Below are 15,002 nucleotides of genomic sequence, written 5' to 3'. Positions count from 1 at the left end.
GCGTCCGGGGGCCTGCGTGACCGGAGCCTGCGGGGCGACCGGCATCGGCACCGGGAGCTCGGGCCGTTCCATGGGGATCTCGGTGCGGTGGCGGGCACGACGACCCGGGAGCAGCGGTGCGGCGTCCGGCACCTCGGTGCTCTCGGGGTCCACCTCGTCCTCCGGCTGTTCAGACGGGACCGGCGCGAGCAGGTCGGTGCGGACGAGCACGATGGCCCTGGTGCCGCCGTACGCGGATTCGCGCAGGTGCACGGAGATCCCGTGCCGCGCGGCGAGGCGCGCGACCACGAACAGGCCCAGCCGTGGCTCGGCTGACAACGCCATGATGCCGAAGTCCGGCGGATCGGCCAACATCGCGTTCAGCTCGGCGGCCTGTTCCGGCTCGATTCCGAGGCCCTGGTCCTCGACCTCGATGACGACGCCCTTGCCGACCACGTTGCCGCGCAACTCGACGCGCGACTGCGGCGGTGAGAACGACGTCGCGTTGTCGATCAGCTCCGCCAGCAGGTGCACGAGGTCGCCGACGACCGGTCCCTGGACCGCGATCGCGGGCATCTTCGCCGTCTTCACCCGGGCGAAGTCCTCGGTCTCGGCCGAGGCGCCACGGGTCAGCTCGGCGAGCGTGACCGGCTTGCGCCACTGACGGCCGGGCTGGCCGCCACCGAGAATGATCAGGTTCTCCGCGTTGCGGCGGGCACGGGTGGAGAGGTGGTCCAGCTGGAACAGGGTCTCCAGCTGCTCCGGGTCCTCCTGCTTGCGCTCGGCCTGGTCGAGCACCTTGAGCTGGCGGTGCACGATCACCTGGCTGCGGTGCGCGATGTTGAGGAACACCGTCTTGGTGCCCTCACGGGTCCTGGCCTCTTCGACGGCGGCCGCGATGGCGGTCTGCTGCGCCTTGTTGAAGGCCTCGGCGACCTGGCCGATCTCGTCGTCGCCGTGGTCGAGGAAGTGACCCTTGTCGTCGAGGTCGACGGGTTCGCCCGCGCGGACCCGGTCGACCAGTTCGGGCAGCCGGATCTCGGCGACGTCGAGGGTGTCCTCGCGCAGCCGGGCCAGCCTGCCGATGAGCCGGTTCGACAGCCGCAGGGCGATGATGAACACGCCGATCGCGACGAGCAGTGCGATGGCCGCCGCGATGGCCGAGGTGATCAGCGTCCGGTCGGCGTCGTCGATGGCCTGCGTCGTCGCCGCGCCACTCTGCTCGACGAAGCCGCGCATCATCGCGTCGCCGACGCCTCGGGCCGACTGCAGCCACAGCTGCTCGGGGACCGGGAGGGTGGCCTTGCTGTTCTGCAGGAAGGTGTTCTCGACCGTGCTGACGGCCTTCCACGGGTCGCTCGCGACGAGCTGGTCGAACTTCGCCTTGACGCCCGGGGACATCCGCGTCACGGACGACTCGAGCAGTGACCGGTACGAACCGACCTGGGTGACGTACGCGCGGTAGGTCTCGTCCGTGAAACCGCCGCCCGCCACGGCCGCGGCGGCGAGGGAGTTCGACCGCTGCAACTGGTCGATCGCGGTGAACAGCGGCACCGCGGTGATCCGCTGGTAGGCGTTCTCCGCGTTCGGCGCGTCCTGGGCGAAACCGGTGAGACCTTCGACGAACTGGTCGATGATCTGGTTGTAGTAGGTAAAGGCGTCGAGAAGCGGCAACTGACCGGAGTCGGCCGACTGCCGGATCTGCGGCATCTTCTGGAAGAGGCCACTCACCGTGGCGATGTTGCGCTGCACGCTGTCGGGCGAGTTGCCGACCAAGGTCTGGAGGTAGCTGACGACGCCTTGGGTCGCGGCGTCGGTCTTGGCGCGCTGTTCCACGAGCGCGGCGTGCTGCGAACGGTCGCCCGCGAGCTCGCGCAGCGTCAGCCGGCGCTCCTCCTGGATCTGCCCGAAGAACGGGACCGTGGGCGCTTCCGAGCCACGGATCCGTTGCGCGTAGTCGCGGCCTTCGACCGCGTCGAAGATCAGGTAGCCGCCGATCGCGAGACCGACGAGCATCAGCGCGATGCTCGGAATGAGCGCGATCGTCAGAACGCGCGAACGAATCGAAGAGCCGCGGCCTCGTCGAAGGGAAATCTGCTTCACCGTGGTCCGTTTTCCTTCCGGCAGTTATTGGTGTCGGGTCGCCGGGGATCTCATACCCGCGGGATCCGATAGCCGGATCAACACAGCGTGGTCCGCTCCGCCCGCGAAGACGCTAGGAGACCCAAACGGGTGAGTCAAGTCCAGACGCGAAGGGTAGTCACATATTGCTGTGACCACCTGACATGAGGTCGTCGGACCTCGAAAGTCCACCACGTGGGACAGGGCGCCGACCAGGGCGTCCAGCGGTGAGCCACCTGGCGGTTTACCGCAGGCAGCGCCTTGATCGACGTTCAACGGACTCGATCAAGTCACAGCTTGTCCTAGTGATGTCTCGTCGAGAAAGTCGACGAAAACTACACGCCGTGACGTCGCTCACGCTTTTGGACCAGAGCTCCACATACCGTTCGGTTTGCGAACGACATCACCCCTAAGGAACGCGGCCGTAACCCCGTGCGATCCGCGGAATCGATAATTTCCGGCACGAATTGCGGAGGAATCGACGAAATGATCTTCGTCGAGACGGCCGAGCTCGTCCTCGAGAAGGGTGTCGACCCTCCTGGAGGCGTCGCGCAGCATCCGGACGGCCGCCCAGCACAACGTCGCCACCCCGCAGACGAGGATCGCGACGAGTACGGTCTCGACCGGGTAACGCGCGCCGAATTCGTTGAGCAGGAAACCGGAAGCGACCCCGAACACGGCGACGGCGACATAGGTGAGCGACACGATCCCCTCCTTCTCCGGGCAGCCGGCCCGCGCCCTCGCCGTCGAGACGGGCGACGCGGGTTTTCCTTACGCCACAGGGGAAGGATCTACGTCACATTCGCGGCGAGAGCGAATAACGAGCCTAACAGCGAATTCGGCGAAGATCGCCACTTCTCCCCCACAGGGGCGAGGTGATCACCTATTTGCGATCGAATTCCGAATGACTTTCACCATTACCGCCGCACGTCAGGAAAGGAATCCGACACTTCGAGAATGATCGAAATCCTCACCTTCGGAGCTCCCGAAGCGTCGTGACGGCGCGGAGCACCTCGCCGTAGGTGGTGTAGAGCGGCGCCAACCCGAATCGCAGCACGTTGGGCGGCCGGTGGTCCCCGATCACCCCGCGTTCGGTCAGGGCCGCCATCGTCTTGGCCGCGTCGTCGTCGGTGATCGAGACCTGGTGTCCGCGCTCACCGTCGCGCGGCGTCAGGATCGTGGCGCCATCGAGGAGTTCGTCCGCGCACCGGAAGAAGAATTCGCCGAGCGCCAGGCCCTTCTCCCTCAGCAGACCGCGGTCCACGCCGTCCCAGACGTCGAGCGCCGCGTCCAGCGCGAGCAGCGAAAGGATGTCCGGGGTGCCCGCGCGGCCACGCGCGATCCCGGCGTGCGCCTCGTACGCGCCGCGCATCGCGAACGGGTCGCGATCACCGGCCCAGCCGGCCAGTGGCTGCTCGAACCGGTCCAGCCATTTCGTTGCCACATAAAGGAAAGCAGGCGAGCCAGGGCCTCCGTTGAGGAATTTGTAGGTGCAGCCGACGGCGAGGTCGACGCCGGACGCGTCGAGTTCGACGGGGAGCGCGCCGACGCTGTGGCAGAGGTCCCAGAGCGCGAGCGCGCCGGCCCGGCGCAATGCCTCGGTCAACCCGGCCATGTCGTGGGCGCGGCCGCTGACGTAGTCGACGTGGTTGATCAGCGCGACGGCGGTCCGCTCGCCCACCTCGTCCGGTATGTCCTCGGCGACGACCCGGCGCACCGTGCGCCCGGTCAGCCGCGCGGCTTCGTCGGCGATGTAGCCGTCGGTCGGGAAGGTGTCGGCGTCGACGAGGATCTCGTCGCGACCGGGATTGAGCCGGATCGCGGCCACCAGCGCCTTGAACAGGTTCACGCTCGTCGAATCCGCCACGACGACCTGCCCCGGTGCGGCCCCCACCAGCGGCGCGATCCGCTCGCCGACCCGCACCGGCGCTTCCCACCAGCCCTCGGACCAGGACCGGATGAGCCGCCCACCCCACTGCTCGCGGACGACGGCGGCGAGGCGGTCCGCCACATGCTTCGGCGGCGCGCCCAGCGAGTTACCGTCGAAGTAGGCGACGCCCGGGTCGAGGTCGAACTCGTTCCGCTTATGCGCCAAGGGATCTGCCGCGTCCAGTGCCGCGGCCTCGGCTACGAGATCAGTCACGGCGGTAATCGTCGGCGAGGGTGTTCCAGAAGTCCAGCTCGTATGCCTGAAACAACCGGGCGTGGGTGCGAGCGTCCTTTTCGGACAGGTTCTCCGCGTCGAGCGCCGCCTGGACGGCCGTCACGGCGAGTGCTTCCAGCTCCGGTGAAGGCGCGCCGAAGAAGTCGAAGAAGGCACACGCCTCGTCGTCGAAGCCGTACCGCTCGCGCATCGCGGCGGCGATGGCGGCGCAGTACCGGCCGAAAGCGGCGAAGTTGGCGACGATCGCGACGATGACCTCGGCGGGCTCGCCGTTCAGCGCCAGCCAGGCGACGAACGCCGGGTACGCCTGGCATCCCGCGCGCGGCTCGAAGTCGGGTGATTCCCCGGCGAGCGCGGGCAGTTTGCCGAGCGCCAGCCCCTCACCGGAGGCGAGCGTCGCGAAGAACTCGCGTGCGCCCTGCTCCTGCGAACGCGAAGCGAGCGTGAGGAAACTGCGCCAGTCACTGCGGACGATCCGGTACTCCTCCGCGGCGATCGCGGCGAACACCTCCCGCGCCGCCTCGCCCCTCCCGACCAACGGGACGAGCCGGTTTTCGTCGTCGCGAGGCGCGAGTTCCGCCTGTACCGCCTCGATCAGCTCGCGTGCCGAACCGGTCATCGTCAAGGCTCCTGCTCGTTCGGGGACGGTCCACGACCATTCAACCCGTGTCGGCGACTGACGCGGTGAAAACGGAAAAGGTGGACATTTCGCGTAGTCCAACCGTGGCCGCGATTCTCTATCCACCAGTGACGAGAGCCCTTACAGTGTGGCTGATCAGGCAGCATCGAGGAGGCCAGCGTTGACCACCCAGCCGACCGTCGCCGAGCAGATCGAAGGCCAGACGATCCCCGCCCTGCTTCACCGCAACGCCCAGGAGTTCGGTGATCTGCCGGCGGTCACGTCACTCGACAAAGAGGGCAAGCCGACCCTGACCTGGAGCGAATTCCGCACCGCCATCGCGGAGGTGTCGCGAGGGCTCGCCGGGCTCGGACTCGGCACCCGCGACCGCATGCTGATCATGGCGCCGAGCAGTCCCGAACACCTGATCGCCGACCTCGCCGCGGCCCATCTCGGCGCGATCCCTTGCACCGCCTATGCGACGCTCAGCCCGGAACAGATCGGGTTCGTCGCCCGGCACAGCGCCGCCGGCGTCGTCGTCCTCGCCGGTGCGGACGAGCTCGCGCGCTGGTCGCAGGTCCTCGACGACCTCCCGGCGCTGCGGCACGTCGTCGTCCTCGACGAGTCCGTGATTCCTCCGGACGACAAGCGGTTCCTGTCCTTCGCCGACCTTCGCGCGGCAGGCGCCGAAGCGCACGCGGCCGACCCGCAGGCGTTCGAAACGGCGTGGTCCGCGATCACCCCGGACGACCCGCTGTCGATGATCTACACCTCCGGCACCACCGGCGACCCCAAGGGCGTCGTGCTGTCCCACCGCAACGCGATCTACCAGGCCGTCGCGGTCATGACGCTGCACGAGTCGCCGATGCACGCCACGAACATCGCGTACCTGCCGCTCGCGCATATCGCCGAACGCGAACTGTCGATCTACATGCCGATCGTGTGGGCCGGGCACGTGCACACCGTCGGCGACCCGAGCGGCGTCGTCGGCGCGCTGGGCCAGGTGCACCCGAAGAGCTTCTTCGGTGTTCCGCGGGTGTGGGAAAAGATGGTCGCGGGGCTGAAGAACCTGCTCGGCTCGCTGCCCGAGGACAAGCGGAACGGGCTGATCGGCGCCAACGAACTCCTGCAGCAGGGCTACAAACTGCGCAGTGACGGCCAGGAGGTCCCGCCGGAACTGGCGGAGAAGATCGCGCAGACCGACGCGGCCGCGCTCGCGCCGGTGCGGGCCATGCTCGGCCTCGACCAGATCGAGGTCGCCTCCAGCGGCGCCGCCGCGCTGCCGGTGGAGATCCTGTACTTCATCGCCGGGCTCGGCGTCGAGATCCAGGAGGTCTGGGGTCTGTCCGAGACCACCGGCGCCGTCACCTCCAACACGCCGACGGCGTTCAAGGCCGGCTCGGTCGGCCGTCCGCTGGAAGGCGTCGAGGTGAAGGTCGCCGAAGACGGCGAACTCCTCGTCCGCGGCGCGATCGTATTCCTCGGCTACCTTCAGCAGGACGGTTCGATCAAGCCGGACATCGACGCCGACGGCTGGCTCGCCACCGGCGACATCGGCACTATCGACGAACGCGGCTTCGTCACGATCACCGACCGCAAGAAGGAATTGATCATCACTTCGAGCGGGAAGAACATCGCCCCGACGAAGATCGAGGGCCTGCTCAAGGAACACCCGCTGATCGGACAGGCCGTCGCGATCGGCGACGACCGGCCGTACGTCACCGCGCTGATCGTCGTCGACGACGAGATCGCCCCCGGCTGGGCGACCGCGAACGGCATCCAGGTGGCCGAAGGCGAATCGCTCGCCGACAACCCCCAGGTGCGCGCCGAAATCGAGAAGGCCGTCGAGGCGGCGAACGCACGGCTGGCACGGATCGAGCAGATCAAGCGGTACCACGTCATCCCGAAGGCGTGGACGCCCGAAAGCGGCGAGGTGACCCCGACGCTGAAGCTGAAGCGGCGGATCATCAACGACCGGTACGCCCCCGCCATCGCGGATCTCTACACGGGCACACCGGAGGCCGCTCCCGCACCGGCCGCCGGTTCCTGACCTCGCACGACCCCGCCTCCGGCTGCTATGAACGGCCCGTTACTTGCAAAATTTGCAAGTAACGGGCCGTTCATAGCGCGGGCACCCGACGAAACCGCGTCCCGAAAAGGGTCGTCGCCGGGGCGCCGCCGCTGCTAACTTGCCGCCGTGGATCTCTTCTCCCGCTCTTGGGCGGCGCTACTCGCCGCCGTCGCCGAAATCCCCGACGAAGACTTCTCCCAACCGTCCGGCTGCGCCGGCTGGCTGGTGCAGGACCTGGTGTGCCATCTGGTGATCGACGCCCAGGACGTCCTCATCACGCTCGCCACCCCCGCCGAAACCGAACCGACGCGCAACGCGGTCACCTACTGGGAGATCGCCGACGAGCCGCCGACCGGCGAAGACGATCTCGACGCGCTGATCGTGCGGCTCGCCGCCGCGTACCAGGAACCCCGGCTCCTCAAGTTCCACCTCGACGACGTCGGTTCGGCCGCGGGCCGCGCCGCCGAACTCGCGGATCCCGGCATCCGGGTCGGTACCCGCGACGTCGTCCTGTCCGCGGGCGACTACCTGAACGCGTACGTCCTCGAATGGACTCTGCACCACCTCGACCTGGTCGCACATCTGCCGCAGATCGCCGGACCGTCCGGCGAGAGCCTCGCCAAGACGCGGCAGATCCTCGAACAGCGCACCGGGGAGAAGTTCCCCGGATCGTTCTCCGACACGGACGCGCTGCTGGTCGGCACCGGACGGCGCCAACCGACCGACGCGGAAAAGACCGAACTGGGCGAACTGGCCGCGAAACTACCGTTCGTCGTGGGCTAAGCGGTCCTGCCGTCCCTCTGATCACGCCTGCCGTCCGCCTGATCACGCCTGCCGTCCCTCTGATCACGGGCGCTAAGCGGTCCGGGTCGACTCCGTCCACTTGCGCAGCCGGGGCGGGACGCGCTTTTCGAGGCCGTAGTTCTCCAGGTGCGCGCTGAAGACCTCGTCGAAGGCGCGCTGCACGGTCTCGGTGTCCCAAACCGGGCGTTCGAGGATGGGCTGCTTCAGGTAGGGCTGCCCCATGATGTGCAGTTCCGGCCCGTTGCAGCGGATCATCTGCCCGGTGATGCCGTCCGATCCGGCGCCGAGCAGGAACAGCACGACCGGCGCGATCCGCGACGGCGTCCGGTCGGGCGGGCAGGCCCGCAGCGACCGTTCGGACTTCCACACCATCCGGGTGTGCGCGAGTGGGCAGACCGCGTTCACCCGGATCCCGCTCTCCTCCAGGTCGAGCGCCCAGGAGTAGGTCAGCGAAGCGACGGCGCCCTTGCTCGCGGCGTACACGCCGAGCTTGCGCTGCCCCAGCGAAGCCCCGGACGAGATGTTGACGATCGACCCCGGCCTTCCCCGCGCGACCATCGCCTTGATCGCGGCCAGCCCGGTGTACATGACGCCGAGGACGTTCACCTCGACCAGCTCCCGGGCCTGGTCGACGTCGTCCTCCCACGGCAGCGCCTCGTAGTTCAGGCCCGCGTTGTTGACCAGCCCGTCGATCGCGCCGAATTCGGTGACACAGAGGTCGACGATCTCCTGCGCCTGCTTCGGATCCGCGACACTGTGCGCGCTGGCGACCGCCCTGCCCCCGAACCGGCGGATGTTCTCCGCCGTCCGCTCCGCCAGTTCCCCGTCGACGTCGTTGACCACCACGGCGCCGCCCGCCCTGGCCACGTGCACCGCGAACGCCTCGCCGAGGCCGCGCCCGGCCCCGGTCACGACGACGGCCTTGTCGTCGAGCAAACCGTTCATCGACTCACCCCTTTTGCCCGGCCGGCCTCCACCTCCAGGCCGGTCTCCCCTCAGTGTTGGCCCATTCGGACCAACCCGGACCCGGGCGGCGGCGAACGGCAGCCCGGGTGCGCCGAGCGAGTGCGGGCCGATCGGCGCGGAGATACCCGCGCACGAGTCAGGACGGCGTCACCCACCGGTCAGACGGCGTAGCTCGATCGGCCTAACAGTCGAAGGATCGGCTGGTCTTCTGTTCGTCTCCCTGTAGCCGGAGGCATACTGAACGTCGAACGACGGGGCCTTAACTGTGACTCCCTCGACAGCCACGTAACAGGGCAGGCAAGAATGCGAGGGAGCTAAGTTCACCCGATCGGGGGGAGGTGGTCACGCAGTGAAGACGAACGCGGCGCCGCGGATGACCGCCGCCCTGGCGAACCGCGAGTTCCGCGCACTCTGGCTCGCCGAAGTGCAGTCCCTCATCGGAGACCAGCTCACCATCGTCGCGCTGGCGATCCTCGTCTACGACCGCACCGGCTCGGCCCTGCTGTCCGCGGTGGTCTACTCGCTGACCTTCCTGCCCGCGCTGGCCGGCGGTCTCGGCCTCTCCCAGCTGGCCGACCGCTACCCGCGGCGCACCGTCCTCGTCTACTCGTCACTGATCCAGGCCGTGCTGATCGCGATCATGGCGATCCCCGACACCCCGCTGGGCCTGCTGTGCGGGCTGGTCGTGCTGGCCCGGCTGGCGAACGCACCCGGCAACGCGGCGCAGAACGCGCTCACCCGCGAGGTGTTCACCGACGACGACCTCTATCTCAAGAGCCAGGACATCCGCGGCATCTCCACCAACACCGCCATGCTGCTCGGCCTCGCCGGCGGCGGGCTGCTGGTGTCCCAGGTCGGGGTGAGCTGGGCGCTGGCGCTGGACGCGGCGACGTTCGTGCTGAGCGCGGTCGTCGTCCGGCTCTGGGTCTCCCGGCGCGCGGCGGCCTCCGACGGCTCCGGCAGCTGGTTCGGCGCGGTGAAGCGCGTTTTCGGCAACCGCCACCTGCGGGTTTTGATCTGGCTCTCGTGGCTGGTCGGCCTCGCCGTCATCCCCGAGGGGCTCGCGGCACCGCTCGCCGCGGAGATGGGCGTGGGAAAACAGGCCGTGGGATGGCTCTTGGCCGCGGATCCGCTCGGATTCGTCATCGGCGCGTTCCTGTTGTCCAAATTCGTTTCGGCGGAACAACGCCGGAAGCTGCTGGGTGTGCTGGCGGCACTGCCGATGGTCGCCCTGATCGCCTTCGTGCTCAAGCCGGGGCTGATTCCGGCGTTGCTCCTGCTGGCGGCCGCGGGCGCGGCGGGGGCGTACCTGATCACGGTGAGCGCCACGTTCATCACCTGGGTCCCGAACGAGCTTCGGGGCGGCGCGGGTGGGGTGTACCGCACGGGGTTGCGGGTCGCTCAAGGAATAGGGGCGGGACTCGGCGGACTGGCCGCCGATCGGCTCGGGTCCGCGACCTCGGCCATCGCACTGGCCGGCGTGGTCGGCCTGCTGCTGGCCGTCCTGGTCGCACTCAGCTGGACGCATGTCAACGGATCCAGCCCGGAACCGTTGCTGTCATGAGGAATCCACACAGGACGACCCCTGGGGCGGCATGGCCGCCCGGCGGGTTCGTACTCGGGAATCTCGACGACGGGACACTGCTTCGACACCTCGGTAAAAAGAAACGACTCTCGATCAGAAGTCACGGCTCGACACGGTCACACACCTCCCGGCCACCTCGTTGCTCTCGTCGCTGCGAACTAATACCCGGCCCGGGCTCAGAAGTCACGGCTGGACACTATCGGTCACCCCTTCCGCACGGCGTCTCGAAAAACATTCAGCTGTCAAGATCAGAAATCACGGGACACGATTGCCACCTCCGGTCCACGTTCGGGGGCACCCTTGCCGGTGTCGAACAACTGATGCGATGGGATGATACCGGCCGTGGAATACGAACGGTGTCTCAGTCGGTACCGGTGAGATTACTCAGCCGTGCCGTCCGCGCGGAAAAGAGGTAGCAATTGCCAGCCGAGACCGGCGACCGTCGCGAGCACGGCGACGGCACCGGCGACCTTGACGAGCGAGCGGCGACGGCCGCCGCGGAGAGCGGTGTCCCGGTGACCGAACGCGGGCAGGCAAGCCCGGAAGGTGACCAGGCCGAACCCCCGCAACGCCATCCTTACGACCCCAGGGCGTGGGCGCTGTGGCAGCGGCCCAAACGTTTCATCGCGTTCCTTTTCGCGATGGAGGTCATCGGAATCGCGATCATGGTCGTCGCGACGATGGATTCGACGACACCGGGAAGAATAGACTGGGTTCGTTTCGCGATTCTCGCCGTCGGGGCCACCGCGCATATTCAGCTGACCCAGCGACAGGAAGAAAGACGACGCGACCGGAGTCGCACCGTCCTCATCGACCTCACCGCCGTATGGACATTTCCCGCCGCGGTCATTCTTCCGCTTTCACTGACACTTTCCATCATCGCGCTCGTCCGAATCCAGCATTGGTTCATCGCCCGCCGTCCCGCGCACAACTTCGTTTTCTCGTCGGTCACCCACGGCGTCTCGGTGACACTGGCCTCGCTGACCTTCCACGCGTTCGGCCCGCATGAATGGGGAAGGATCTCCGGTTGGAGCACCCTCGGCGAATTCGGCGTCCTGATCGTCACCGGGATGGTCTTCGAGGCGGTGCAGATCGCCTATATCGGCGGCATCCTCACGATCGGCTCGCCGAAACGGCCGCCGGTGTCGACCGTCCTCGGCAACAAGGCCGACAACCTGCTGGAGGCCATCACGATCGGCCTCGGCGCGGTCACCGCGGTCCTGCTGTTGATCATGCCCCCGATGGTGGTCGTGATGGCCGTGGTGACGGTGGTGTTCAATCGCCTCGCCGAGATCGACCAACTGCAAAACGACGCGCGGACGGACCCGAAAACCGGTGTTCTCAACATGCGCGGATGGTCGGAGTCGGCCGATCGGGCGCTCGGAAGGACCGCCCGATCGGACGACAACCTGGCACTTCTGATGATTGATCTCGACCACTTCAAGTGGATTAACGACACTTATGGACACCCCGCGGGCGACGACATGCTGCGAGATGTGGCACAGAAATTGGACGAGGTCACCCGGCCCGCCGACGTGATCGGCCGCTTCGGCGGCGAGGAATTCCTCGTACTTTTGCCGGATATCGACGAAACCGCGGCGAAACTGGCCGCGGAGCGAGTGCGCAGTGCAATCGCCGAACTGCATATAGTGACAACCGACAAACGTGGCAGCCGCGTCACCATCTCGGGCCGGACCACCTCGATCGGGGCGGCCCTGTTCCCTCGTCACGGTGAATCCCTGGAGGAACTGCTGCACTCCGCCGACGCCGCCGTTTACGTGGCCAAGGAGAACGGCCGGAACCAGGTGCGCTTCGCCCAGGACAGGGAACGACCGCCCACCTGACCCCCTCGTGAGTGATCTGGAACCGTTAGAGCCGACTGTGTCCTAGGCGCGTACTTGCCGTTTCGCGTGTCCAGAGGGACGCCACGCGTGATTGGACGGACGGCGCGCGTGATTGGAGGAACGACGCGTGGCGGAAGCCTGTCGCGCGAGTGTCGTCCATCCAGTCACGCGTGCCGTCCGCCTGAGCACACGTGCCGTCCGCCTGAGCACACGTGCCGTCCGTCGGATCACGCGTGCCGTCCGTTGGATCACACGCGCCGTCCCCTCAGTCACGCGAACCGGCCACTCGGTCCAGGGTGGTCGTGAGTGATTCGGGTCGTTAGAACGACCCAAATCACTCACGACCCACATGCCCCACTGGTCACAGCCCTGAGGCCACCCGCCGGGTGAACCCGGGGGTTATCCGGATGTCGGCCTCGATCGGCGAATGGCACCCTGGACGCCATGCCAGCCACAGCCGACGTCGACGGACAGCCCGCCCGGATCCGGCGGCCTTGGTCGACCTCGGGTTGGTTACTGCTGGTCACGCTGCTGGTGTTCGGTTTCGGCCTGATCGCGTCGCGGCCCGCGTCGCCGCCGGACCAGGGACCACCGACGGGTGACATCCTCGCCGCCCAGAACGCGGTCGACGCGCTGGTCACGCCGGGTCCGGTTGAGGACGTCATCGCGAAACTGCCGTCCGACTTCACGGCGGTCAGCGGGATCACCCCGGGCGTCATGCCGGCGCGGGACGGCACCATGCGCGCCGTCCACACCGACGGCGGCTGCTCGGCACCGTGGGGCGACGACAACACCAAATGGGATTACGCCGTCCCCTGCCGGGCTCACGACCTCGGCTACGACATCCTCCGCTACGCCGAGCGCAAGGGTCATCCGCTCGGCCAGGAGGCCAGGTCGAGCCTCGACGACCGGCTTTCGGCCGACATGCACCACGCCTGCGTGCTCAACCCGATGGACTCGCGCGGCACCTGCGAGGTCGTCGCCTCCCTCTATACCGCCGGGCTCGTGCTCAACTCGTGGCATCAGCGCTGGGGGCCGCCGGTCGGCGACCCGCTCGGCCCGATGATCGTCGGTGTGCTGGTGATCGGCGCGTTGCTGGTCTTCCGTCTCCGCGGCTGGGTCCGCGTCCGCCGGACCGCCGTCACGCTCCCCCGCGAGCCGCGGCCGGTGGTCCCGGTCGGCCGGTGGGCGCTGCTCGGGGTCGCGGGCGCCGTCCTGATGCTGCTCGGCGAGTCCGCCGTCGCGCTCGCGCATTGGGCGGGGGCGCCCGAACGATCGTTGTGGCCGTTCACCTGGCTCGCCCAGCTCTGCCCGCTCATCTTCTTCGCGATCGGCCGGATCAACGAGGCGGGCTGGCGGTCGGTCCGCGCGTCCGGTGGCCGCTATCCGCAGTATCTCGCCGACCGCGCCAGCCCCCTGCTGCGTCCGGCCCTGATCTTCGCCGTCGTCGCGCTGGTCGTGCCGCTCGCGCTGGAGGTGCTGGGGATCCCGGCGGGGACGAACGCCACCGTCATGCGGATCGCGCTGCATCCGCTGTGGCTGCTCGGCGTCTTCCTGCTGACGGTCGTGCTCGCGCCCACGCTCCTCGCGCTCTACCGGCGGACGCGATCGGCCTCCGTCGCCGGACTGCTGGCCCTGACGCTGGCGAGCGAGACCGCCGCGCAGTGGTCGGGCTCGGCCATCCCGCGCTACGCCGAAACGCTGTTCCTAGCGCTGTTCGTCCAGCAACTCGCGTTCGCCCACGCCGACGGCGTCCGCCCGAGCCGTGCCTTCCTCCTCGGGACGGCGTTCACCGGCGGGGCCGGACTGGTGCTCGCGGTCGTCGTCCTCGGCGACGGTCCGATGCTGCTCGGCGGCCCCGGCGCCCCGGCCGCGCTTTCCGGCCCGCCCTGGGGTGTGCTCCTGCTCGGCCTGGTCCAGCTCGCGCTCCTCGGCCTGCTCGCCCGCCCGCTGGCCCGGTTCGGCACGAGCCCCGCGGTCACCGCCACCGCCCGGCTCGTCCTGCGCGCGCCGATGAGCCTCTACCTCGGCTTCCTTTCCGCGATGCTGCTGCTCGTGGCGGTCGTCTACCTGCCGGCACCGCTCGTGGACGGGCTCAGCTGGCTGACCCGGCCGCGCATCCTGCTCGCGCTCGCCCTGCTCGCCGTCCCGGCGGTACTCGTCTTCTGGTGGTTCGAACGTCACTCGGGTCCGCAGCAGCGGGCCGTCGACGAGCCGGGCCTGCGCGCCGCGGTGTTCTGCCGGGCCGCGGCGACGGTCGGCATGGCCTACGCGATGCTCGGCGTGTTCGGGTTCGCGCTAGCCCGCTTCGGCGGCGCCTCGGCCGACGCGGACCTGCTCGGACTCCGGCTCGGGCCGGTGCAGAGCCTGGTCAACCTGCTGCTCGGGGTGTACCTGTTGCATACCGTGCGCAACGGCACGAGCCGGATGACCGGCCCCTGGCTGGTCTGTGCGGTCGCGTGCGCGCCGCCCCTGGTGACCGCGCTCGAAGGCGAGCACGTGAGCGCCGCTTCGGTCGCCCTTCCGGTCGCGACGATCGTCGTCGCGATGCTCGCGGCGGCCGCCACACTGGTCCCCGCGCGCACCGCCCGTCGTGTCCTTCCTTGAGTCACACGGCGCTGACCAGGGCTTCTCCGTACCATTGAGCTGAAACCGGTGGTGCGTGCCACATCTCAAGGGGGATGTGTAATCCTGCGACAACCCTCAACGGGCACCATGCGTCCCTTGAGAAGGCTGTCAAAAGGCGACGAGAAGAAGGAGCAGACCGCGTGGAGTACCCGCCTCGGAATGGGCAAGGGGATCGACGTCCCGCCCGGCCTAGGCAGGACGCGCCCGGACGCGCTCCTTCC

General features: G+C 68.4%; 10 protein-coding genes. 5 read left to right on the top strand and 5 right to left on the bottom strand.

Annotated features, from left to right (window positions below; all coding sequences use genetic code 11):
- From H5J31_RS37475 to H5J31_RS37460, 4 genes are all read right to left on the bottom strand, one after another.
- The coding region (locus tag H5J31_RS37475; RefSeq protein WP_181777400.1) for a sensor histidine kinase at positions 1-2,082 on the bottom strand (2,082 nt) is incomplete at its 3' end.
- Between the two features lie 372 nt (positions 2,083-2,454).
- Positions 2,455-2,805 carry a hypothetical protein gene (locus H5J31_RS37470; RefSeq protein WP_181777399.1) on the bottom strand — a complete coding sequence of 117 codons (351 nt, stop codon included), beginning with the start codon at positions 2,803-2,805 and terminating at the stop codon, positions 2,455-2,457.
- A 265-nt stretch (positions 2,806-3,070) separates the two neighbouring features.
- The gene (locus tag H5J31_RS37465) at positions 3,071-4,252 is read right to left on the bottom strand and encodes a kynureninase (protein WP_181777402.1); all 1,182 of its coding nucleotides are present in this window, start codon (positions 4,250-4,252) and stop codon (positions 3,071-3,073) included.
- Positions 4,236-4,883 (bottom strand): transcriptional regulator, encoded by a 648-nt coding sequence (locus tag H5J31_RS37460; RefSeq protein ID WP_181777398.1) that lies wholly within the window; start codon positions 4,881-4,883, stop codon positions 4,236-4,238. The genes H5J31_RS37465 and H5J31_RS37460 overlap by 17 nt, the downstream gene beginning before the upstream one ends.
- Before the next feature lie 181 nt (positions 4,884-5,064).
- On the opposite strand from H5J31_RS37460, the gene H5J31_RS37455 reads away from it, so the two are divergent.
- Both H5J31_RS37455 and H5J31_RS37450 read left to right on the top strand, forming a co-directional pair.
- A complete protein-coding gene (locus H5J31_RS37455) occupies positions 5,065-6,933 on the top strand; it encodes an AMP-dependent synthetase/ligase (protein ID WP_181777397.1) in 1,869 nt (622 codons plus the stop codon).
- Positions 6,934-7,080: 147 nt separating this feature from the next.
- Positions 7,081-7,737: a maleylpyruvate isomerase N-terminal domain-containing protein gene (locus tag H5J31_RS37450; RefSeq protein ID WP_181777396.1), complete on the top strand. Its 657-nt coding sequence runs from the start codon at positions 7,081-7,083 to the stop codon at positions 7,735-7,737.
- 72 nt (positions 7,738-7,809) lie between these two features.
- On the opposite strand, the gene H5J31_RS37445 is transcribed toward H5J31_RS37450, so the two are convergent.
- Positions 7,810-8,703, bottom strand: a complete 894-nt coding sequence (locus tag H5J31_RS37445; protein ID WP_181777395.1) for an SDR family NAD(P)-dependent oxidoreductase — start codon at positions 8,701-8,703, stop codon at positions 7,810-7,812.
- A gap of 370 nt (positions 8,704-9,073) precedes the next feature.
- Here H5J31_RS37445 and H5J31_RS37440 point away from each other — a divergent pair, with 370 nt between their 5' ends.
- The 3 genes from H5J31_RS37440 to H5J31_RS37430 all read left to right on the top strand — a co-directional run bounded on the left by H5J31_RS37440 (position 9,074) and on the right by H5J31_RS37430 (position 14,760).
- Entirely contained in the window at positions 9,074-10,288 is a 1,215-nt protein-coding gene (locus H5J31_RS37440; RefSeq protein ID WP_328701714.1) for an MFS transporter, read from the top strand.
- A gap of 440 nt (positions 10,289-10,728) precedes the next feature.
- Positions 10,729-12,153, top strand: a complete 1,425-nt coding sequence (locus H5J31_RS37435; protein WP_181777394.1) for a GGDEF domain-containing protein — start codon at positions 10,729-10,731, stop codon at positions 12,151-12,153.
- A gap of 444 nt (positions 12,154-12,597) precedes the next feature.
- Positions 12,598-14,760: a phospholipase A2 gene (locus H5J31_RS37430; protein WP_181777393.1), complete on the top strand. Its 2,163-nt coding sequence runs from the start codon at positions 12,598-12,600 to the stop codon at positions 14,758-14,760.
- Positions 14,761-15,002 lie beyond the last annotated feature (242 nt).

This window comes from Amycolatopsis pittospori (assembly GCF_013870525.1).
GTDB classification, from domain to species: Bacteria; Actinomycetota; Actinomycetes; order Mycobacteriales; family Pseudonocardiaceae; genus Amycolatopsis; species Amycolatopsis pittospori.
Note: the sequence above shows the minus strand (reverse complement) of the source record. Positions and strands in the feature narration are given on the sequence as shown.